Below are 20,193 nucleotides of genomic sequence, written 5' to 3' on the forward strand. Positions count from 1 at the left end.
GGCCGGTCAGCCATAAGGACACTTGATGCCTCCCCGACCGCACCCCACAATCCGCTACCAGTTGACGCGCCTGGTGGCCACCTGCGTCGTGCCGGTCTGGCTGGTTGCCGGTCTGTTGGTGTATTACGCCTATACGGCGAAGCGCGACCACCTGAACGGCACCATGCTGGAAACCGCACGGGCCATGACCATGGTGGTCGATCGGGAGCTGTCCAGCGTCGTGGCCGCCCTCAGGGGGCTGGCCACGTCCCCCGCCTTTGACTCGGGGGATTTTGCCACGGTCCATGGCCAGACCCTGGAGCTGGTGGAGGCCTATCCCGGCGCCGACATCATCGTGGCCGACGCCACCGGGCAACAGGTGGCCAACTCCTATCGCCCCTACGGCACCCCCTTGCCCAAGCGCAAGAACGCCGAAGCCGTGGCCAGCATCTTCCAGCACGGCAAGCCGCTGGTGAGCGACCTGTTCTACGGCGCCGTCACCCGGCGGCCGCTCATCGGCATCGATGTGCCGGTGTTCCGGGACGGCCGGGTCGCCTACGATCTGGCCATGACCTTCCCCTCGGACCGCCTGGCGTCGATCCTCACGACCCTGAAGCTCCCCTCCGAATGGTACGGATCGATTCTGGACAGCAAGCAGGTGGTGGTCACCCGGACGCAGAATCCGGCGCGGGCCGTGGGCGCCCGCGCGACCCCGGCCCTGAGCCGGGCCATGGCGAAGGCCATGGAAGGCACCGCGGAGATCGTCAACCTGGACGGGCAGCCGGTGTTCGCCACCTTCTGCCGTTCGGCCATGTCCAACTGGACCGTGGTGATAGCGGTGCCCCGGGCGGCCGTCATGGCGGAGCTCTACCGCTGGGCCGCCTGGGCGGCGGGGGGCGCCACCGCCATCTCGCTCGTGGGCATCGCCTTCGGCCTGGTCATGGCCCGGAGGATCGCCCGGAATATCCAGGCCCTGGTACCCCCCGCCCTGAGCATCGGCCGCGGCGAGTTCGTGGCCGCCATCGACGGCCTCTCCGTCAAGGAAACCGGGGACGTGGCGGCGGCCCTGGTGCAGGCGTCCGAACTGCTCCGGCACCGGGCGCGGGAGCGGGACGAAGCGGAACGGCTCCTGTCCCGGACCATGGAACTGCTGCAGCAGGAAACCGCGGAACGCCTGCGGGCCACGGAGGACCTTCTGGAGAAGGAGCGGCTGCTCATCCAGCAGAGCCGCCAGGCGGCCATGGGCGAGATGATCGGCAACATTGCCCACCAGTGGCGCCAGCCGCTCAACACCCTCGGGCTCACGGTCCAGCAACTGCTTTTGTCCTTCGACATGGGGGAGTTCTCGCGGGAGCTGTTGAGCAGCAACGTCAAAAGCTCCATGGAGCTGATCCAGCACATGTCCCGGACCATCGACGATTTCAGGGACTACTTCAAGCCGGAGAAGGAAAAGGCCGTCTTCAACGTGCGCGGGGCGATCGACACCACCCTGTCGCTTCTGGAGGGGAGCCTGCTCTACCCCCACATCGACATCCGGATCGTCCAGCAGGCGGATGCCGTCATCTACGGCTACCGGAACGAGTTCGCCCAGGTGCTCCTCAATATCCTGACCAACGCCCGGGACGTCATGATCGAGCGGAAGATCGACGCCCCCCGGGTGACCATCGCCATCGGCAGCGAGAGCGGCGCCGCGGTGGTCACCATTGCCGACAACGGGGGAGGCGTGCCCGAGGAGATCATGGACAGGATCTTCGACCCCTACTTCACCACCAAGGGGGAGCGGCAGGGGACCGGGGTCGGCCTGTTCATGTCCAAGGCCATCATCGAGAAGAACATGGGGGGGACGCTGACCGTGAGCAACACGTCCGAAGGCGCGGAGTTCCGGATCGTGGTGGACGGCGGGGCACGGGCCTGAACCGCCCGGCGTTGACGGCAGGGGTGGGGGGTGGTAGGATGGCGGCCAGTGCAACCCCATCACACCAGCGTAAGGAGCAGAGATGAAACGACTGATCAGCGCGGCGCTTGCCGCCATGCTAGCGGTTCCGGCCTGTGCCGGGGCCAACGATGCCATCGACAAGGCCGCCCGGGAGAAGGGCGCCGTCAAGACCGCCTCCGGCATGGTCTACCACTCCCTCAGGGAGGGCAAGGGCGCGTCGCCCCACGCCACCAGCGTCGTGGAGGTCAACTACCGCGGCACCCTGACCAGCGGCAAGGAGTTCGACAGTTCCTACAAGCGCAACCAGTCCATCAGCTTCCCGCTCAACGGGGTGATTCCCTGCTGGACCGAAGGGGTGCAGAAGATGAAGGTGGGGGGCAAGGCCCGCCTGGTGTGCCCCCCCGAGCTGGCCTACGGCTCCCGCGGGGCCGGCAGTGCCGTCCCCCCCAACGCCACCCTGATCTTCGAGGTGGAACTGCTCAACATCAGGTAGACCGTCCCCCGGGGGTCCCAAGACGCATGGGACCCCCGGAACCTGTCATAATTCTCGTTCCTTCCCTCAGAGATAGATCCCCCCCGAAACCTCAACCCGCTGGCCGTTGAGCCAGCGGCAGCCGTCGGACAACAGCGCGGCCACCGCGCCGCCGATGTCGTCGGGCAGGCCGACCCGCCCCAGGGCGGTCTGGGAGGCGATCATCCGGTTGGCGTCGGCGTTGTCCCGCACCATGCCGCCGCCGAAATCGGTTTCGATGGCGCCGGGGGCCACCGTGTTCACCGCGATGCGGCGCGGCCCCAACTCCTGGGCCTGGTAGCGGGTCAGCACCTCCACGGCCCCCTTCATGGCGGCATAGGCGGCAAAGCCGGGGAGCGAGAAGCGGGCCAGGCCCGAGGAGACGTTCACGATCCGGCCGCCGTCCTTGATGAGCGGCAAAAGCCGCTGGGTCAGGAAGAAGACCCCCTTGAAATGGATGTTCAGCAGCAGGTCGAACTGCTCCTCCGTGGTCTCCGCGAAGGGGGCGTTGATGCCGATGCCGGCGTTGTTCACCAGGAAGTCGAAATCGCCGCGGCCCCAAGTCTCCGCCAGGGCCGCCCTGACCCGTTCCCCGAAATCGGGGAAGCTTTTGTGGTCCGCCACGTCAAGGGAGAGGGCCACGGCCTTGCGGCCGCTGCCCTCGATGCGGGCGACCACCTCTGCGGCCTCCGTTTTCCTGCTGTTGTAGGTGAGGATGACGTCATGCCCCGCGGCGGCCAGGTGCAGGGCGATGCTCCTGCCGAGGCCGCGGCTGGCGCCGGTTATCAGTGCGATGCTCATGGTCGGTTCCTTTCTGCGGCACAGGTCCCGGGGGCCTGTGGCTTTGGGATTCATGGCGCGGAAGGGTCGCAGGGAACCCGTCCGCCCTCGTCGATCTTCCCATTATACCATAGGCCGCCGCACCTTATGCCAAGGGGGTTAATTTGCTGACGGTCAACTCCTCCGTCAGGTCGTCGATGGCCGTAATGAGGGCATTGAAGTGGGGCGAGTCCATGTGCCGCTCCAGGTGGGCGCCATCCTTCCAGCTTTCGTACATGATGAATTCCGCAGGATTCTCGTTGTCCCGGTGCAGATCATAGCCAAGGCACCCCTCCTCCCTGCGCGTCGGCCCCCGCACCTTGAGCAGTTCGTTCTTCACTTCTTCGGCGGCTTCTTTCTTGGCGACGATCCGTGCCACCACGGTTATGCTCGGCATTGCCTCTTCCTCCCCTTGTCCGGCAGCGGTTCCCGCCCCTGCCGTAGCGGGCGGCGCGGGAAAACAGCTTCATTTCATACTGCGTTTCGGGCCGGGCCGCAAGACACATTACCGGCCAATTTCTTGCCTGATCCTGTCAAAATACAAAAATCGGATCAGGGCGCACCATGGATGTGTCCTGATCCGATCTTTCCGTTACGGCAACGGCACGTCGTTTCGGGCGGGGAGGCGCGCCCGCGCCCCGGGGCCTAGAAGCCGAAGGTGTTCAGCACGGTCCGGCAGGCGTCCACCTTGGCCTCAAGCTGCCTGACTTCGTCGTTGGTGTAGGTTGCGGGCTTTTTCGCCAGCTCCTTTTGCAGTGCAGCGATCCGTTCGTAGACGTTGTCGTTCTTGATGGCGTCATCGCATCCTGTGGTGTTCAACAGGGCGAGGTTCTTGCCGGTGCCGCCCCCGGTTTCGTCTGCTGCCGCCGTCAGGGGGATTGCCAGGGTCAGGGCCACGAGGGCCACGATGATATTTTTCATGGTTGTTCTCCTTGCAGGTTGTGTGAAGTGTTGCTCTGCTTTTCCCCAGTGCCACAACCGTGCCAATGAATACCAGTAATAATATCAATTAGATGCATATCCAGCTTTGTGGCATTTGCAATATGTTGTCAAATTGTTTGCAGTATGTTGCCAATAAAGGATAAAGTGGCAAGATATTGTGGTTGATGGCGCCGGTGTCGGAGCCGGAACGGAAGGGGGAGCGGATGATCAACAAGGATGAGTTTTTTCGGGAGGTGACCATCAGGATTTGCAGCAGCCTCGAAATCACGACCGCCCTGGGAAGCGCGTTCGACTACCTGCGGGAGATCATCCCCCTGGATACGATCAACCTGAGCATTCGGGACGAAACCGTCCCGGCGATCAGGATCCTGGCCCGCATCGGGGAGGAGGACGGCAATTACCCGGACAACGTCATCCCGGTGAGCCAGGAATTCTGGAAGCAGATGCTGTCGTGGCGGCCGGTCCCTTCCGTCATGGGGGCCGAAGAGGACGAGCATTTCCGGCTGATGGCCCCTTTCGTGGATATGCGGGGCAATTCCAAGATCTTCCTGCCGCTCCGGATCGATGGGAGATCCCTGGGGGCCTTGATCCTCTGCGCGTGCGGCGAGGGGAGGTATACCCCGGCCCACGTGGACCTGCTCGCCACGGTGGCGGTTCCCTTTGCCATCGCCATGGCCAATGCCCTTTCCTTTGAGACGCTCACGAAGTGCCGGGACCGGCTGCTGGACGACAACCTCTTCCTGAACCGGGAACTGGTGGCCAGGGCGGGGGACGAGATCGTCGGCAGCGAGGTGGGGCTGCGGCACGTCATGGAGATGGTCCGGCAGGTGGCGCCCCTGAATAACACGGTCCTGCTCCTGGGGGAGACCGGCACCGGCAAGGAGATGGTGGCCAACGCGATCCATGCCGCATCCCCGCGCAAGGACGGGCCGTTCATCAAGGTCAACTGCGGCGCGATCCCGGAGAGCCTCGTGGACAGCGAACTGTTCGGCCATGAAAAGGGGGCCTACACCGGGGCGGTGGGCGAGGTGCGCGGCCGCTTCGAGCGGGCCGACGGCGGGACCATCTTCCTGGACGAGGTGGGGGAGTTGCCCCTTCCGGCCCAGGTGCGCCTGCTCAGGGTGCTCCAGAACCGGGAGATCGAACGGGTAGGGGGCACCAGGCCGATCCCGGTGGATCTCAGGGTCATCGCGGCGACCCACCGGAACCTGGAGGGGATGATCGCCGAGAACAGGTTCCGGGAGGATCTCTGGTTCCGCCTCAACGTCTTCCCGATCGTCCTGCCGCCCCTCCGGCAGCGGGTGGAGGATATCCCCGCCCTGACCCGCTATTTCATCTCGAAAAAGAGCCTCGAACTGGGGCTGCCCGCGATTCCCGACATCGTCCCGGGGGCCGTGGACCGCCTGCTGCACTACGGCTGGCCGGGCAATGTCCGCGAACTGGAGAACCTGGTGGAGCGGGAGTTGATCCTGCGGCAGGGGGGGCGGCTGCGCTTCGATGGGCTGCCCCGCTCGCCGGAGCGTGAGGAGCGCCCCGCCTCCGGGAAGGGGGGCGCCCCCCTCACGCTGGAAGAGGCCATGGCCGTGCATTTGGGCAACGTCCTGGAGATGGCCGGCGGGAAGATCTACGGACCGGGGGGGGCGGCGGAACTGCTCGGCGTCAAGGCGAGCACGCTGCGCTGGCGGCTGGACAAGCTGGGGATCAAGTACCGGCGCGGGGAGCGGATGGCTTGAGTTCCGGGGGCCTACGGGTTTGTCGTCCCCGTTCAGCAGGCGGCCAGCGGCGGTTCACCGCCCACGCCGCGCTTTTCCAGCACGGCGGTGAACCAGAAGGTGGAGCCCTGGCCCTCGACGCTTTCGACCCCCATGGTGCCGCCCATCATCTCGGCGAACTGCCGGGAGAGGGTCAGCCCGAGCCCGGTGCCGCCGTATTTGCGGGTGGTGGAACTGTCCACCTGAGTGAAGGGCTCGAAGATGGCGTTCAGCTTGTCGGCCGGTATGCCGATGCCGCTGTCGCGCACCAGGGAGCGCAGGGTGACGCTGCCCCGGTCTTCCGTATCCTTGAAGATGTGCAGGGATACGGAGCCGTGGGGGGTGAACTTGATGGCGTTGCCCACCAGGTTGGTGATGATCTGGCGCAGGCGCCCCGGGTCCCCCTTCAGCAGTAACGGGACATCCGGGTCGATCTTTGCGGCGAGTTGCAATCCCTTGCTGCGCGCCTCCACGGAGAGCAGGTCGATGGTCCCGGCCACGGTGGCCTCAAGGTCGAATTCTTCGTGTTCCAGGTCGATCTTGCGGGCCTCGATCTTGGAGAGGTCGAGCACGTCGTTGACCAGGTTGAGCAGGCAGGTGCCCGACTCCCTGAGCACCTCGGCATACTCCCGCTGCTCCGGGTCGAGTTTCGTCTCCAGCAACATGCCGGTCACGCCGATGATGCCGTTCATGGGGGTGCGGATCTCGTGGCTCATGTTGGCGAGGAACTGGCTCTTGGCCAGGCTTGCCGCCTCGGCGGCCTTTTTGGCCTGTTGCAGGAACTCCTCCGCCTTCCTGCGCTCGGTGATGTCCCGGATCCTCATGATGGACCTGACCACCCCGGCCGAATCGCTGAAACGGCTCACGGAAACGTCGCCGGGGAAACTGCTGCCGTCCTTCCTGGTGAAGTTCAGCTCACCGTTGAACTGCCCGGTATGGTTCTTGATGGCCAGGGCCTTCCGGTTGGCCTCGTCCGCGGGGTCCATGACGGCATCCCTGCCGGCGGTCAGGAATTCCTCCCGGGTCATGCCGAAAAGGGCGCACGCCGCAGGGTTCGCGGCGATGATGGCCCCGTTGGGCATGGCCACCACCAGGGCGTCCCGGCTCTGCTCGAACAGAAGGCGGTGGCGCTCCTCGCTTTCGGCCAGGGCGAGGCCGGCCTTGCGCACGGTTTGCAGGGGATAGGTGCGCAGCAGGTAGAACACCAGCAGGGCGAAGACCGTGGAACCGGCGGCCAGGAAGAGGGTGTCGCACAGGAGGGGGACCAGGGAGCGGGAGGTGGTGAGGCGGGCTACGACCGTTCCGGCATCGTAGATGTTATGGACGCCGGAGAGGCGAGGCTGGGGCACGGTCACGCCGTTGTGGGCGATGAGCTCACCCCGGGTGTCGGTGATGAACCGTTCCTCGTCGATGCCGGGGTCCAGGCGCCGGTCCAGCATCTCCGAGAGTCTGAGCTCCTCGAACCGCCACATGGTCGGGTTCTTCTTCACGATGTCCGTCACCACGTTGGCGTTGAGTTCGTTCCGGGCGTCGATGGCGCCGCGCATGTACTGGTAGGCGATGGCGAAATAGGCGGCCGGCACCAGCACCGCGATGAGGAACGAAACGGTCGCAGCCGCCACGAAGGAGATGTGCCGTATGGAGAGTTCGATCCTATTCATGCGGCGCGTGCCGGGCCGCGACCAGGACGCCGGCCTTCTCGGCGATGGCCCGCCCCTGGGGCGAATGGACGAAATCCAGGAACTTCCGCACGGCGGGCGGCGGGGCGGGGCGGGTGACGAAAACGATCTCCTTGGCCAGGGGGTAGGCGCCGCTGGCTACTGCCCGGGGCAGTGGTCTGACTCCGTTCAGGGTGAGGGTGACGAGGGGGAGCCGGTTCACCAGGACACTGGTCAGGCCGACCGCCCCCAGGCTGCCCGGGGTTTTCACGATGGTCTGGTACGCATCCGTATCGGTGACCGCGACGATCATCCCCGGCCGCGCCAGGGCCGCGCTCACGGCGCCGTCCATGCCGGGGGAGAGGGAGCGCATGATCCGGGTGTCGATATCCTCCCGGGGGCGGAGCACCAGCCGGATGATCTCGCCGTTGCGCCACCGGGTGGTGGTGCCGTTATAGATCGCTTCCAGTTCCCGGGTGGTGATGTTGGTCACGGGGCAGCCGTTTCCGGCGACGATGGCCAGGGGGGTCCTGCCGTAGGGCTGCTGGTGCGCCCCTTTCGCCGCCTCCTCCGGCCTGAGCGGCCTGCCGTTCACCGCCAGGTCCAGGGAACCGGCCACAAGCGCCTTGACGGCGCCGGAACTCCCCAGGGGGGGCTCCATCTCCACCCGGACGTCGCGGTTGATCTTCTCGTAGGCCTGGATGAGCGGCTTCATCAGGTCGAGGCAGCTGCCGGAGCCGTTGATGCGCAGGGTGTCGGCGGCCAGGCCGGCGCCTGCCGCGGCCCCGGAGGCCATGAAAAAGCAGATACATGAAATGAGCGCTTTGATCCTCTGCATCGGCGACCTCCCCGGCTCGCAGGGGGCAGACGACTGCTGCGCGGGTCCCCTTGCGGCTTCACTGGGCGTAGCGTCAATTTTCATTAAGCATACCATGACATCCCGCCGTCTGCAACACCACCCATCGGGGGCGACTCGCGCTCCGGACGGGCGGTCACTTCCGCATGATCAGGGCCAGGCCGGCGAGGGTCAGGAGGATACCCAGGAGGCGCGCGACCGAGAAGGTCTCCCGGTAGACGAGGATGGCCACGGGGATGAGCATGAGCGCCGCCAGGCCGTTGACCGCGATGCCGGACCACTGGAGGGAGCCGCCGCTGCGGTAGAGGAACAGAAAGCCGATCTCGATCAGGAACGCCCCGGCGCCCAGGGCGGCCACCGGCCAGTTGAACACCTGCGCCGTGCCGGGGACATTCGCCGCGCCCTGGAAAAAAGGGGCCGCCGCAGCCGACAGCAGGAACGCGAAGCCGTAGGCGCCCATGAGGATCACCATGGGATTGGTGGTTGCCGCCAGGGTTTTCTGCCCGACATGGTAGACGGCGTTGCCGCCTGCGGCGATGAACAAGAAGCAGACCCACGGTTTCATGACAGTACTCCGATACGTTTTTTTACGGCGCGCCCCGCAGCATGCCCGCCATCACCGGATGAGCATGACGATCCCCAGGATGAACAGGACGATTCCCGAGCCCTTTTCCAGCAGGCGCGCAGAGCCATTCACATAGCGTGTAACACGCCCGTTGCCGATTGTCCAGACGATGAACAGATCCCAGCACAACACCGCGCAGAACATCCAGATGCCGTACAGGGCCTGCACCAGGGCCGGGGTGGTGGGCGGAACGATCAGGGCGAAGAGGCTGAGGTAGAATACGGCGTTCTTGGGATTGAGCGCCGCCGAGAGGAAGCCGGCCCCAAAGGTGCGGAGGCGGGAGCCGGCCGGCACCCGCTCCGGCGCGGCGGCAGCGCCGCCCGCGGTGTGCCGGGGCGCCCGCAGCAGCATGACGGCCAGGACGAGCAGGTACAGGGCGCCGGCCGTCTTCATGCCATCCCGGAGCAGGGGATGGTCCCGGACCATGGCGCAGCCGGTCAGGGCGAGCAGGATATACAGGCCGTTGGCCGCCGCGATGCCGCAGCAGACGGCGGCGCCCCTCCCGGGCCCCTGCCGCGCGGAGGTCCCCACGATAAGGAAAAAATCGGGCCCCGGGCTGATCAGGGCCAGGAAATGGGCCACGGCAAGCGCGCCGAACTCCAGGAGATAGTGGGACACGGCAATCCCCCCTGTGCATGGTCTCGCCATGCGGGATCATGGCGGCAGGGGATGATGCCCCGATCCCGGCCCGGGAATATTGTACGAAATTGACTTATTTCCCGAAGCCGTGCCGGTACTGGCGGGGGGTTGCGGCGAGGGTGCGGCGGAAAACCCGGTGGAAATGGCTCTGATCGGCAAAGCCGGTCTCCTGGGCGACCCGGGCCACGGGGACGCCGTCCCGGAGGAGCTGCTTGGCCCGCTCGATGCGCGCGTTCAGCAGAAAGGCGTGGGGCGGCAGGCCGACGATCTTCTTGAAGCTGCGCAGCAGGTGGCAGGGGGTGCAGCGAAAGGCGGCGGCCAACTCGTCCAGGGTGATGTTCCGCTCCGGGTGCCTCGCCAAGTAGCTCTTGACCTCGGGGATAATGCCGTCGGCCGTCGTATGGTCCGGCACTGCCGCCGGGTCACCGGCCGCGGCAAAGAGGTCGCCGCAAAACCGGGTCATCCTCGCGCCCTTTTCCCGGGTGGGGGCGTCGCTGGCCAACAATTGCGCCAGTTCGACAAAGGCAGAGAACAGGGGCTCGTTTTCCAGCAGGACCGGGGCGGGGGGCGTGAATCGCTCCCGCGGGCCGAACAGCGCCTCCTGGATGGAGCGGCACCACGGCACGTCCAGATACGCCATGAGGTAGGAGCGGGGGACGCCCGCCCGCGGGTTGCAGCTATGCACCTCCTCCGGGGCGATGAGCACCAGGGAGCCGGGGAAGAGGGCATGGGTCGTCCCCCGGACCGTCGTCAGGGTGACCCCCTCGGTGACCGCGCCGACGCAGAACTCCGGGTGGCTGTGGGCCGTGTACGCTTCGACGCTCCCCAGGGTGCGGCGCATGTTCACGAAGGGGAGGGCGGGGTCGCTCCAGAAGGTATGGGTGGCGTTCATCTGCGTGGTCCCTGCGGGTGGTGGAATAGGTGCGGCGCGCGGTGCGGGACAAGCCTACTCCCGATTTCCTGCCGGCGTCAACCGCCATGAAACGAGGCGCCCGGAATGCCTCCGGACGCCCGGCGTTTCCTGCGGCCGTTCACCGCCTAGGGGACCGTGACGATCCTGGTGAAGAGGTAATCGTTGTCGGCCACCGGCGTATGGCAGCCGAAGCACTCCTGGACAAATCCCGCGTCCTTGCCGTAAGGCTTCAGCTCATTCCCCACGAAGCGGGCATAGCCCCATCCCCCGGTCACCCGGTATTTCACGGCGTCCTTCACCATGAACTCCACTTGGGCGAAGGCCCCGGGCACGGTGGCTACCGGGAAGGAGGGGTGCTTATCCGCCTTCCAGGCCACCTTGGCCAGCACGCTGCCGTCCGGGAGCGGCCTGGTGCCGGCGCGCAGCGCCGCAACGGCGATCTCGTTGCCGGTGACGACGCGGATATGCCCCTTGTCCTCCCGGTAGGACGGGGCCACGACTTTCCAGGTCATGTAGCCGGGATACAGGGCGATGCCGTTGGGAGCCACCGGTCTGTCCGTGGCGCCGCCCGAGCCTGCAACCGCGAGCAGGACTGCACAAGCCGCAACGATTTTCAGCATATTCTCCCCCTTTGGGCGAAGGCGCGCGGCGCCTCCGCCGGTAATGGAACGGCTGTGCCAAGCATAGCAGGGAATCGGCTCTTGGCAACGGGAGAGGCCGGGGCGCTATCCCCGGGGGGGCACCAGGCGAACTTGAGGGCCACGCGGCCGAAGGGGGCCGCGTCCAGGTTCAGGTCGCCCCGTTTGCTGTTGTAGAAGACGAACTCCCTGGCGAAGGCATAGCCTCCGGCGACGCCGAGCCTGGCGAAGGAACAGACCTGGATGTCGGCCCCGACCACTGCCCGGTAATCCCGATAGCTGAGGGCGCCGGCGCCCAGGGCGGCGTCGTGCAGTTGGTATTCGCCCCCGGAAAACTCGGCCCCCGCGTACAGCTCGGTCTCCTTGTCCGGCCGGTAGACGACGCCGGTGCGGGGGAAGCCCAAGGCAAAGGTCCACTGCGGCGCCGGGGTGTACACGAGCCCGAGCACCGGGAGGACCGGGTAGGAATGGTTCATGCCGGTGTAGGCGAGCCCCCCCAGGAGGAACAGGCTCGGGGAAACCTGGAGGCCGGCATGGGTGGCCACCGGTACCCGGATGTCGCCCCCGGTGAAGGCCTTGAAGTCGCTGCCCACCGCCGGTGAGACCCGGAAGCCCAGGGTGAGCGCCTCATTGATACGGTACTCCGCCCCCAGGTTCAGGGAGAGCGTATGGAGCGCGTCGGGGAGGCCGGCGACGGCCGGGGCGTCGATCTCCCGGAGCGAATAGCCCACGCCTGCGGAGAGGTTGAGGTTTGGGGCGACGGCGAAGCGCCGGACGACGTCGGCCTTCACCTCACCCATGGTGACGTCGCCGCCGGTGCTGCGGACCCTGCTGGCAGGGAGCCAGGCCGCATCCACCTTGGCCTCCATGGAGGGGAGCGGCCGGTCCATGGTGAGGGCGAGGGCTTCCTTGCCCGCCTCGGTCACCGTCTTCGTCTCCTGGGCCAGGGCGCAGGACCATGGGGCAAGCGCCATCATGCAGCAGAGGGTGGACAACGTAGCCTTCATGTTCATTGCGTCGATCTCTCTTTCCGTGAAATCAGGTGGGGGAACAGGCCCACGGGTACCGCGCCCCACGGGCGGCTCCGGTGGCTCATGCCGCCCGCCTCCATGAAACCGCACCGATAGTAGGGGAGATCGCGGAAGCCGTCAAGCCGGTTGGCCGCGGCCGTCCGTCGTCAGACCTGTCCGTCGCGGGGGCTCCTGTGCGCCGGCCGTTTCGGCCCGAGCGCATACTTTTTGTCTTCCGTCATGACATGGTCGATGAGCCATTTCCAGAGATGCAGGACGATCTCCTTCGACACCACCACCTCATTGGTCCCGTGGGCGTGGCGGTACTTGTCCATCCTGGCGGCGAACGTCCGGTGCTCGGCGATGTGCTGCTCCATGCCGCCGTAGCCCAGCTCTTTCATATGCTGCTCCTCGGCATGGAAGTGATAGGTGCTGTAGGACGCCAGCTCTTCGATGATCGCAGCCAACGGGGCGGTTTCATTCCTTTTCAGGCAGGTGTCGTAGAGTTTGTTGAATATGCCGAACAGCTTCTTGTGATGATTGTCCAGCTCTTCGTCGGCTACGGAATAGGTGTTGTTCCAGGTGAAATGCTCCATGTTGCTTCTGCTCCCCTGATGCTGCCGGACGGTCGGCCATGCCGGTGATATTACCATGTGCCCCAGTGAATCTTGTCCTTTTGGTACTTGTCCTTCGGCTTGTCCTCGCCGGTCGGGACGCCGACCAGTATGACGTTCAGCGGGATGACCGCGGCCGGTATGCCGAGCACGGCGCGCACATGCTTCATCTTGTCCTCATAGGGATATGAGGCGGTCCAATGCCCGCCAAGCCCCAGGGCCTCGGTGGCCAACAGGATGTTTTCGCTTGCGAGGGAGGCGTCGATGATCGCGAACTCCCTGCTCTTCATGTGGGCCTTTTCAGGCTCCGCGCAGACGATGATGACCGCCCCGGCCTTGTCGATGCCCCGCGCGTTGGGCAGGCCGGCGGCCAGGGCCGCCCGTGTCGCAGGGTCGGTTATCACTACGAACGACCACGGCTGCTGGTTGACCGCCGTCGGCGCGGCCATTCCGGCCCGTATGATCTTGTCCAGGTCCGCCGTGCTGACGGCCGCTCCGGTAAAGGATTTCACGCTCTTCCTGGAATGGATGACGGAAAAGGTGTCTTTCGCCGCTGCCGTTTCCTTGGCTGCAACGGACCCTGCCAACAGCAAGCCGGCCATCAGGCAAACAAAGGTGATTCTCATGCCTCGAACCTCCACTGATGATGTCGTTTCCCCCCTCAAAAAAACGCCCATGGCGGAAACAGTGGGCGATTGTGCTCTGGTCCGGACAGCTTGTCAACGGATTAACTGGCCGGCTGGCGGGATTGGCCGGCCGCTCTTCCCAGCGCCGGTTTCATAGTGGTGGTACAATTGGGAAACCGGCGTGGCAGTTTTCGGGGGGAAAGGGTGCGGCAATGAGGAGAGCGGCGCGGCGATACCGGATCGAACGGGGTTCCAGATGCGTCCTGCACCATGGGGGCACGGATTACCCGGGGACGGTGGCAAACATCTCCCTGGGCGGCGCCTTGCTGCGCCTGAGCGGCGGAAGCCCCGCTCCCCTGCGCCCGGGGGCCGTGTGCGTCCTGCTGCTGTGCAGCAAGCCGCACCTCTGCCCGGTAAAGTACACCTGCCAGGTGGTCCGATGCGACGACGCCGCAATGGCGGTGCAATTCCACGAGCTCGACTACGGGAGCTACCGGGTGAAGTGCCGGAAACTGCTGCTCGCCTTGACCGCATAATGACGGCAGGGGAGCCGCCCGGGCGGCTCCGCGTTTCAGGGCTCCGTTGCCCGGCGCCCCCGGCCCCGGCCGAAACGACCGCTACGCCGCACCCGCCTCCTCCACCGCCTCGTACGCCTTGTGGAACGCCTCGCCTATCTTCCCTTCCAGGCTCGACAGCACATTGCAGATCACCAGCCGGTCCAGGTTGGCTTCCACGGTCAGCAGGGACGAGGTGATGTGCAGGAGGGAGATTGCCGTGCCGTGCCCCGGATCGGCCAGGCCGGGGTTGCCGGGGCCGGAGAGGGAAATCTCCGATGTCTGCGGGAGCAGGCCGACCCGGGAGAAGAGCGCCCTGGGGCCGTCGGCTGCGCCGTGGCCGGCCATGGTGTAATAGGGGCGCAGGTAGTCCGGGTCCACGCCCGCCTCCAGGTCGGCAAGGGCCGGGTCTTCCGTGCCCAGCGCCGCGGCGGCCCAGCCGTACCGGTTTTCATAGCTTCTGCCGTATTTGGCGGCCAGGGCGAGGTAATTGTCCCGGAGGGCGGCGTATTCCCCCTCCTCCAGTTCCCGGCCACCCAGTTCCCGGCACCGCGCCCGATACCTCCGGGCCGCGCCATACTCCTCCATGTCGCCGTGGTACAGATACCGCTCGGCGACGTCGTTGCCGTGGCCGCGCACGAACGCGGCGATGACCGCCATCTCGTGCAGGGTGCGCCACCGTGCGTGGGCGCCGTCGGCATAGCCGTTCTTGAGCAGGCAGATGATCTCCGCGCAGATGCGGCAGCCGTTGGCGTGGAGCCCCGCGAGGACGTCATAGACCGGATTGCCCTCTTTGGCCGCCTTGGGCCAATAGTAATCGTTGAAGCTGTTCCCCGACTCCAGGGCGATATCGTAGAACATCTCCAGCAGGTCGAAGGCCGTGCCCCAGGTGTGCTCCAGGTCGGCGCAGAACTGCCGGTTTTCCTTCCGGGCGTGCTTCTGGTACTGCTTGAAGTTCTTCTTCAAGGTGTCGAAGATGATGGCCGAAACCTCCACCGCGATCTCGGGCAGGGAGTTCGACAGGTTCCCGGCGATTTCCTCGAACGCCTCGGCCAGGTCCTTGTTGTGGTCGATTTCGATGCGCACGCCACCGTTGCGGAATGCCGTCAGGTCCTCCGGGGTCTCCAGGGCCTCGTCCTCGTCGAACTTGTAGGCGCTGATATCCGCCGTTTGGGATATGGCCTGTTCCAGTTCCTTTATCTGCCCGCTGCTGAGCACGAACCCCTGCTCCCGGAATTTCTTCAGCAGGATATGGACGATAACCCGCTCCTCGGAAAGGGTCTTTGTCAGGGTCGTTTCAAACAGTTGCTGCAGTGTGTCCATTGGTTCTCACCGATGTGTCGAGCTGGGGTTGCGGGTACGCCCCTGGGGGCACCCTGGAAAGCGGAAAGCTCCTCCGTTCGTACCCTTCTACGCCCTTAATGTGCCTATTTCAACAGCAAAAACAATATGTTGAAAATATTACCACCCGGTCCGGAATGTTAAAAAAATTACCACACAACGGCCGTTTCCCCGAACGCCCCGTTTTCGCACGAAAAAAAGGCGCCCGGACAACGACCGGACGCCTCTGATTGTATCATTATGACCTAGCCGGTTATGATGTCGGCCATGATGAAGGTTTCCTGGATGACGGCATCGGGATCGTCGATCTTGGAAGCGATGAGCTCCCGCAGGTGGAAAAAGGAAGGGAGGTTGATCTCGTCGATCTTCAGTCCCACCCCCTGCTCCTGCTCGTAGATCACGGTGGCGGGAAACTGGAACTCTTTCCGCAGGTAGCGCGCCTTCACGTACACCTGCCGGCCGAGGGGGATCTTTTCCCCGGTCTTGACGAACAGGCCCCGCAGGCTGATCTCCATAATCTCGCCGGCTATGACCCGATCGTCGTACTCGATCTCGGCCAGTACCGAGATTTCCACCCTGGTGAACCTTCGCGTGCTCATTGGTCGTCCCGCCTCGCCCAAAGCGTCTCTTCGCTTTGTTTTTTTATAGGATAGCATACCATTTCAAATAGAAGTTTCCAATAGTTAATGGCGCCAGTGGGGCGGTGGCGGGGTGGTGCGCGGGCGGGGGATACGGCGAGTCCCCGCCGCCGGGCGTGCGGCGGCGGGGCTGTGTATGGATGCTTCGTTTGCCGGGGGAGCAGCCGGCCGTTTTCCCTCCGGTCACTCGCCGAAGGGTATCTTCATGATGAATTTGGGATGGCAATCCTTGCAGTAGATCTCCGCCTTCCGGTGGCCGTAGTGGCAGGCTGTGCAGGCGATGGCCCCCAGGTGGGACGCGTGGGGGTTGGGGCCGTGGGGCTCCTTGGGTTTGGTCTTTTCCGCCAGGGTGTCGTAGGAACCGTGGCACGCCAGGCAACGGTCGTTCTCCACCGCAGCCCCCTTGACCGGCAGAGAGGCGCCGTGGCAGCCGGAGCAGGCCACCTGATGCTTGCCGTGGGCGGCCGCCAGCAATGCGCCCGCATCCAGGGAGGCCATGATCTCCCGGACCAGGGCCGCATCGTCGGCCGTGGGCTTGCCCAGGCTCCGGTCGCTCCCCCGGACGGTAAACCGTTTGCCCGGCGCGATGACGTGGCAGAGCTCGCACGACACGCCGCTTTTCGCCGTGACATGGGGGGCGTGGATGCGCGTGCCGAAGGGATCGGGGGCCGCCTTGCCCGCTGCGGCGGCCTTGGCGTGGCACGGCAGGCATGCGGCGATGGTGTCCTTTGCCACCGCCGGATGTTTGGGGCCGAGGTGCCCCTTCAGGTCCGCATGGCAGGGGCGGCAACTGCCGGCCGGTTTTTTGGGCGCGCCCTGGGCGCAGACGGCAAGGGTAAGGATACAACCGAGAGTGACGCTGATCCGCAAGACGTTTTTCATCGCGTACGCTCCTTGAACCGGGCTCCCATTCTCATGGAAGCCCGGTCGGCTCATGTGGTTACGCTTTCTCCGCCGCGGCGTTGAGCCCGGCGATCCTCCCGAAGACCGTGGCGTCGGGGATGGCGTTGCCCCCCAGACGGTTGGCGCCGTGGAGCCCGCCGGTCACCTCGCCCGCCGCATAGAGGTGCGGGATGGCCTTGCCCCAGATGTCCAGGACCCGGGTCTCCTTATCGACCCGGAGGCCGCCCATGGTATGGTGGACCGCTGGCCATTGGGCGATGGCGTAGTACGGCCCCTGCTCCAGGGAGATCATCTGCGGGGTGAAGTTCTTGCCGAATTCCGGGTCCTTCTTGTCGGCCAGGTAGCCGTTGTGCTTTCTGATGGTCTCGGTCAGCACGGCCGGGTCGAGGCCGATCCTGCCGGCCAGTTCGGCCAGGGAGCCGGCCCGCACGAAGCGGCCCCGGGCGAGCCCTTTTTCCACCTCTTCCCGGGTCCCCATCTTGCCGATCATCTGTTCGTTGAAGATGGAGAAGGTTTTTTTGCCGCCGGTGTTCAGTTCGGCGCGGGATACCACGTCGCGCCGCTCCAGTTCGTTGACGAAGCGTTTACCCTTCTCATCCACGTAGACGATGCCGTAGCCCGGCCCGCGGAAGGGGTACACCGCCGGGGCGTCCAGGATGCCGGTCTCCGGGTCGGCGTAGGGGTAGAGCTGGATGAACGCCATCTGGATGGCCTCGGCCCCCACCGCCTGGGCGTAGCGGATCATCTCGCCCGTGGCCCCCTTGTGGTTGGTGCAGTTGTACCCCTTGTCCAGGGAGGGGTTGTAGACCTGGCGCATGGCCACGTCGCGGCTGAACCCGCCCGAGGCGAGAATAAGGGCCTTCTTCGCCCTGATGTTGACCGGCCCGCGGCCGGAGGCGACCTCCACCCCCAGGACCGGGCCGTCCACGTCCTTGCGCCAGATCCAGGACACCGTGCTTTTCAGGCGGATTTTGGCGCCGCGGTGTTCGGCGATCTTGCGCAGCGCTTCGGTGTAGCCCCGGCCGACCCCTTCCACGCAGGTATGGGTGCGGTATTTGCTGTGGCCGCCGGTGCGGTTCAGCACGTCCCGCAGCTTCAAGCCCCCTTCGTCGATCATCCAGTCCAGGGCCTTGGGGGCACCGGCGGTGAGGATCTCCACCAGTTCCGGGCTGCCGTAGTAATCCCCACCCTTCAGAGTATCCTTGGTGTGGGTCTCGGCGCTGTCGTCCCCCAGGTTATGTTTTTCCCGCAGGTGCAGTTCGTCGGTCCAGGCGTTGTACTCGCCGCCGTTGATGATGGAGTTGCCCCCGTACACCGGCATTTTTTCCAGGATGATCACGGACGCGCCCTTGCCTGCGGCCTCGGCGGCGGCCGCAAGGCCGGCGAAGCCGGAGCCGATCACGACCACGTCATAGGTCTCGTGCCATTTCTTGGGGAGTTGCCGTTTACCGGCCGCCTCTGCGGACGATGCGGCCAGATCCAGGGCAAAAGCCCCGGAAGCCGTAGCCAGCCCGACGGCGAGGGAGGTCTTGAGAAAATCCCGCCTGCCGTTGTCCTTCGCGCCGTTCATGGTGTCATCCTGCCGCTGCTTGAACCCTGCATCACTGAGATCGTTCATCTGCTGCTCCTTTCCCGTTTGATGGTGTTCGCCACGCGTTGCCGGATCATGGCATCGTCTATCGCCTCTGGGGGGCAGGCGACTGCTACCCGATTGCTTGCTGAATGCACACTAGGCCCTGCAAGGGAAAGAGGAAAGGTGAGAAACCGGGGCAAAATCGGGTATATCTTGGTACCTGTCTGGAAATAAACATAACGAATACAATATTTTATAAGCACATTTTTTGGGGTGTGCGGGCGGCGGCGTGTTGACATCGTCCCGGTTTTGGCGGAAAATGGCGGCGTTCAACCGGCGAAATGGGCAGATTCGTTTATCGCAGTGCCAGGTCAGCAGAAATCGGGGATACCATGCTACCGCACGATGCGCCATTCGACAGTTCCATCTATGAAGAGGTCTTCGAATCCACCTCCGATCTGATCCTGATTACGGACCGCCAGGGCGTCATCGTGCGCGCAAACCGCCGGGCCCTCCAGCTCTTTCCCGCCGAAGCCACCCTCGGCACGCCGTTCTGGGTCAGGCTGGGGCTTGACGTCAGCAGCCTGACGGAGGCCGTGGACCGGCTCTCCGCCCTCCGGGATGCGCCGGGCGCCGCCGGAAGAACCTATGCCTGCCACACCACCCGCAACGTGTACGACATCAACCTCGTCCCCCTCGGGGGCGACAGCGCCACCCCTCGGGGCTTCCTGCTGATCCTCAACGACATCACCTGCCTGGTCACCAGCCGCGCGGCCCTGGAGCGCCGGGTCGGCGAGCGCACCGCCTGCCTCGCCCGTTCCCAGAAGATGCTGCGCTCGGTCTTCCAGGGGGTCGGCAAGGGGATCATCCTGGTGGACGAGGACCGGGAGGTGGTGGAGTCCAACCAGAAGGCGTGCGAGATCTTCGGCCTCCATCCCGCCAACATCCTGGGGGTGGATATCCGCTCCCTCTGCAGCGACGGCGGCAGGGAGACCATCCTCGCCATGATGGACGGCATCATCGAGAACCAAGTCAAAAGCGCGGAACTCACGGCGCTCTATTTCGACAAGCGCGCCTTCCCGGCCGTGTTCACCGTCAGCGTCATCATCATCGACGGCTACCGGCTCTGGATCGTCATCGTGGACGACGTCTCCGAGCAGAAGAGTATGGAGCGGCAGCTCAAGAACGAGAAGATCCTCACGGAGGAGGTGAACATCACCCTGCGCACCGTGCTGAGGAATATCGAGAACGAGCAGCGGGAGCTCACCGGCAGGCTTTCCCGGGCCATCGCCAACGACATCCTGCCCATGCTGCGCAGGATCAAGGCCGCATCCACGGACGACGTGCACAACGGCTACATCGATTTTGTCGGGGAGCTTTTGGTTTCCCTGACCAAGGGGTCGGAGGAGGAGCTGGATTCCGGGCTGCTGCGCCTGAGCAAGACGGAGATGAAGATCTGCAAGTTCATCCAGGCGGGGTTCGGCAGCAAGGAGATCTGCACCATGATGAACCTGGCCTTCGACACGATCCAGACGCACCGCAAGAATATCCGCAGGAAGCTCGGGCTGGCGGGGTCCGGCGACATCAGCCTGTACGGCTACCTGATGAACCGGAAACTGGCGTAGGGGGGAACACCGGGTATCGTCCGTCTTCGAACGATGATGCCC

21 protein-coding genes are annotated in these 20,193 nt (G+C 65.1%); 5 read left to right on the forward strand and 16 right to left on the reverse strand.

Translation table 11 applies throughout. The features are described 5' to 3' along the window. Positions 1-25 precede the first annotated feature (25 nt). On the forward strand, positions 26-1,894 hold the full coding sequence (locus FO488_RS04545) for a sensor histidine kinase (protein WP_205743351.1): 1,869 nt from the start codon (positions 26-28) through the stop codon (positions 1,892-1,894). Positions 1,895-1,976: 82 nt separating this feature from the next. Beyond that, complete coding sequence (locus tag FO488_RS04550) at positions 1,977-2,408, forward strand: FKBP-type peptidyl-prolyl cis-trans isomerase (RefSeq protein ID WP_149209454.1); 432 nt, start codon at positions 1,977-1,979, stop codon at positions 2,406-2,408. A gap of 66 nt (positions 2,409-2,474) precedes the next feature. On the opposite strand, the gene FO488_RS04555 is transcribed toward FO488_RS04550, so the two are convergent. The 3 genes from FO488_RS04555 to FO488_RS04565 form a co-directional block, all read right to left on the reverse strand. Further along, positions 2,475-3,227 carry an SDR family NAD(P)-dependent oxidoreductase gene (locus FO488_RS04555; protein WP_149209455.1) on the reverse strand — a complete coding sequence of 251 codons (753 nt, stop codon included), beginning with the start codon at positions 3,225-3,227 and terminating at the stop codon, positions 2,475-2,477. Between the two features lie 124 nt (positions 3,228-3,351). After that, positions 3,352-3,642 carry a putative quinol monooxygenase gene (locus FO488_RS04560; protein ID WP_149209456.1) on the reverse strand — a complete coding sequence of 97 codons (291 nt, stop codon included), beginning with the start codon at positions 3,640-3,642 and terminating at the stop codon, positions 3,352-3,354. 248 nt (positions 3,643-3,890) lie between these two features. Then, on the reverse strand, positions 3,891-4,166 hold the full coding sequence (locus FO488_RS04565; protein WP_149209457.1) for a hypothetical protein: 276 nt from the start codon (positions 4,164-4,166) through the stop codon (positions 3,891-3,893). A 185-nt stretch (positions 4,167-4,351) separates the two neighbouring features. On the opposite strand from FO488_RS04565, the gene FO488_RS04570 reads away from it, so the two are divergent. Beyond that, complete coding sequence (locus tag FO488_RS04570) at positions 4,352-5,920, forward strand: sigma 54-interacting transcriptional regulator (protein WP_240732180.1); 1,569 nt, start codon at positions 4,352-4,354, stop codon at positions 5,918-5,920. 32 nt (positions 5,921-5,952) lie between these two features. Here FO488_RS04570 and FO488_RS04575 read toward each other — a convergent pair whose 3' ends face one another. From FO488_RS04575 to FO488_RS04615, 9 genes are all read right to left on the reverse strand, one after another. Next, positions 5,953-7,599, reverse strand: coding sequence for an ATP-binding protein (locus tag FO488_RS04575; RefSeq protein WP_149209459.1), 1,647 nt, complete (start codon positions 7,597-7,599; stop codon positions 5,953-5,955). Continuing rightward, complete coding sequence (locus tag FO488_RS04580; protein ID WP_168205884.1) at positions 7,592-8,434, reverse strand: substrate-binding domain-containing protein; 843 nt, start codon at positions 8,432-8,434, stop codon at positions 7,592-7,594. Before FO488_RS04580 ends, FO488_RS04575 begins: the two co-directional genes overlap by 8 nt. Positions 8,435-8,588: 154 nt before the next feature. Beyond that, a complete protein-coding gene (locus FO488_RS04585) occupies positions 8,589-9,017 on the reverse strand; it encodes a hypothetical protein (protein ID WP_149209461.1) in 429 nt (142 codons plus the stop codon). A 51-nt stretch (positions 9,018-9,068) separates the two neighbouring features. Then, positions 9,069-9,695, reverse strand: a complete 627-nt coding sequence (locus tag FO488_RS04590) for a LysE family translocator (RefSeq protein WP_149209462.1) — start codon at positions 9,693-9,695, stop codon at positions 9,069-9,071. A 94-nt stretch (positions 9,696-9,789) separates the two neighbouring features. Continuing rightward, entirely contained in the window at positions 9,790-10,608 is an 819-nt protein-coding gene (locus tag FO488_RS04595) for an AraC family transcriptional regulator (RefSeq protein ID WP_149209463.1), read from the reverse strand. Positions 10,609-10,754: 146 nt separating this feature from the next. Beyond that, on the reverse strand, positions 10,755-11,249 hold the full coding sequence (locus FO488_RS04600) for a cytochrome P460 family protein (RefSeq protein WP_149209464.1): 495 nt from the start codon (positions 11,247-11,249) through the stop codon (positions 10,755-10,757). After that, positions 11,243-12,274, reverse strand: coding sequence for a DUF6268 family outer membrane beta-barrel protein (locus FO488_RS04605; protein WP_149209465.1), 1,032 nt, complete (start codon positions 12,272-12,274; stop codon positions 11,243-11,245). The genes FO488_RS04600 and FO488_RS04605 overlap by 7 nt, the downstream gene beginning before the upstream one ends. A 170-nt stretch (positions 12,275-12,444) precedes the next feature. Then, on the reverse strand, positions 12,445-12,930 hold the full coding sequence (locus FO488_RS04610) for a bacteriohemerythrin (RefSeq protein ID WP_149209466.1): 486 nt from the start codon (positions 12,928-12,930) through the stop codon (positions 12,445-12,447). Then, positions 12,924-13,517: a nitroreductase family protein gene (locus FO488_RS04615; protein WP_149209467.1), complete on the reverse strand. Its 594-nt coding sequence runs from the start codon at positions 13,515-13,517 to the stop codon at positions 12,924-12,926. The genes FO488_RS04610 and FO488_RS04615 overlap by 7 nt, the downstream gene beginning before the upstream one ends. 212 nt (positions 13,518-13,729) lie before the next feature. Here FO488_RS04615 and FO488_RS19315 point away from each other — a divergent pair, with 212 nt between their 5' ends. Further along, entirely contained in the window at positions 13,730-14,053 is a 324-nt protein-coding gene (locus FO488_RS19315; protein ID WP_168205887.1) for a PilZ domain-containing protein, read from the forward strand. An 81-nt stretch (positions 14,054-14,134) separates the two neighbouring features. On the opposite strand, the gene FO488_RS04625 is transcribed toward FO488_RS19315, so the two are convergent. From FO488_RS04625 to FO488_RS04640, 4 genes are all read right to left on the reverse strand, one after another. Beyond that, the gene (locus FO488_RS04625) at positions 14,135-15,394 is read right to left on the reverse strand and encodes a DUF5677 domain-containing protein (RefSeq protein ID WP_149209469.1); all 1,260 of its coding nucleotides are present in this window, start codon (positions 15,392-15,394) and stop codon (positions 14,135-14,137) included. 263 nt (positions 15,395-15,657) lie between these two features. Further along, entirely contained in the window at positions 15,658-16,011 is a 354-nt protein-coding gene (locus FO488_RS04630; protein ID WP_168205888.1) for a PilZ domain-containing protein, read from the reverse strand. A 222-nt stretch (positions 16,012-16,233) separates the two neighbouring features. After that, positions 16,234-16,932, reverse strand: a complete 699-nt coding sequence (locus FO488_RS19625) for a cytochrome c3 family protein (protein ID WP_205743352.1) — start codon at positions 16,930-16,932, stop codon at positions 16,234-16,236. A gap of 58 nt (positions 16,933-16,990) precedes the next feature. Beyond that, a complete protein-coding gene (locus FO488_RS04640) occupies positions 16,991-18,571 on the reverse strand; it encodes a flavocytochrome c (protein WP_205743353.1) in 1,581 nt (526 codons plus the stop codon). Between the two features lie 347 nt (positions 18,572-18,918). On the opposite strand from FO488_RS04640, the gene FO488_RS04645 reads away from it, so the two are divergent. Next, a complete protein-coding gene (locus tag FO488_RS04645; protein WP_168205889.1) occupies positions 18,919-20,151 on the forward strand; it encodes a PAS domain S-box protein in 1,233 nt (410 codons plus the stop codon). The last annotated feature ends 42 nt before the right edge of the window (positions 20,152-20,193 follow it).

It is taken from the genome of Geobacter sp. FeAm09 (genome assembly GCF_008330225.1).
GTDB lineage: Bacteria > Desulfobacterota > Desulfuromonadia > Geobacterales > Pseudopelobacteraceae > Oryzomonas.

Excerpts from the sequence above, each read along its gene's own strand:
- FO488_RS04640 (WP_205743353.1), bottom strand. The coding sequence starts at position 18,571 with ATGAACGATCTCAGTGATGCAGGGTTCAAGCAGCGGCAGGATGACACC.
- FO488_RS04645 (WP_168205889.1), top strand. The coding sequence starts at position 18,919 with ATGCTACCGCACGATGCGCCATTCGACAGTTCCATCTATGAAGAGGTC.
- FO488_RS04610 (WP_149209466.1), bottom strand. The coding sequence starts at position 12,930 with ATGGTAATATCACCGGCATGGCCGACCGTCCGGCAGCATCAGGGGAGC.
- FO488_RS04575 (WP_149209459.1), bottom strand. The coding sequence starts at position 7,599 with ATGAATAGGATCGAACTCTCCATACGGCACATCTCCTTCGTGGCGGCT.
- FO488_RS04625 (WP_149209469.1), bottom strand. The coding sequence starts at position 15,394 with ATGGACACACTGCAGCAACTGTTTGAAACGACCCTGACAAAGACCCTT.
- FO488_RS19625 (WP_205743352.1), bottom strand. The coding sequence starts at position 16,932 with ATGAAAAACGTCTTGCGGATCAGCGTCACTCTCGGTTGTATCCTTACC.
- FO488_RS04615 (WP_149209467.1), bottom strand. The coding sequence starts at position 13,517 with ATGAGAATCACCTTTGTTTGCCTGATGGCCGGCTTGCTGTTGGCAGGG.
- FO488_RS04555 (WP_149209455.1), bottom strand. The coding sequence starts at position 3,227 with ATGAGCATCGCACTGATAACCGGCGCCAGCCGCGGCCTCGGCAGGAGC.
- FO488_RS04580 (WP_168205884.1), bottom strand. The coding sequence starts at position 8,434 with ATGCAGAGGATCAAAGCGCTCATTTCATGTATCTGCTTTTTCATGGCC.
- FO488_RS04570 (WP_240732180.1), top strand. The coding sequence starts at position 4,352 with ATGGCGCCGGTGTCGGAGCCGGAACGGAAGGGGGAGCGGATGATCAAC.
- FO488_RS04565 (WP_149209457.1), bottom strand. The coding sequence starts at position 4,166 with ATGAAAAATATCATCGTGGCCCTCGTGGCCCTGACCCTGGCAATCCCC.
- FO488_RS04560 (WP_149209456.1), bottom strand. The coding sequence starts at position 3,642 with ATGCCGAGCATAACCGTGGTGGCACGGATCGTCGCCAAGAAAGAAGCC.
- FO488_RS19315 (WP_168205887.1), top strand. The coding sequence starts at position 13,730 with ATGAGGAGAGCGGCGCGGCGATACCGGATCGAACGGGGTTCCAGATGC.
- FO488_RS04595 (WP_149209463.1), bottom strand. The coding sequence starts at position 10,608 with ATGAACGCCACCCATACCTTCTGGAGCGACCCCGCCCTCCCCTTCGTG.
- FO488_RS04605 (WP_149209465.1), bottom strand. The coding sequence starts at position 12,274 with ATGAAGGCTACGTTGTCCACCCTCTGCTGCATGATGGCGCTTGCCCCA.
- FO488_RS04630 (WP_168205888.1), bottom strand. The coding sequence starts at position 16,011 with ATGAGCACGCGAAGGTTCACCAGGGTGGAAATCTCGGTACTGGCCGAG.
- FO488_RS04600 (WP_149209464.1), bottom strand. The coding sequence starts at position 11,249 with ATGCTGAAAATCGTTGCGGCTTGTGCAGTCCTGCTCGCGGTTGCAGGC.
- FO488_RS04550 (WP_149209454.1), top strand. The coding sequence starts at position 1,977 with ATGAAACGACTGATCAGCGCGGCGCTTGCCGCCATGCTAGCGGTTCCG.
- FO488_RS04545 (WP_205743351.1), top strand. The coding sequence starts at position 26 with ATGCCTCCCCGACCGCACCCCACAATCCGCTACCAGTTGACGCGCCTG.
- FO488_RS04585 (WP_149209461.1), bottom strand. The coding sequence starts at position 9,017 with ATGAAACCGTGGGTCTGCTTCTTGTTCATCGCCGCAGGCGGCAACGCC.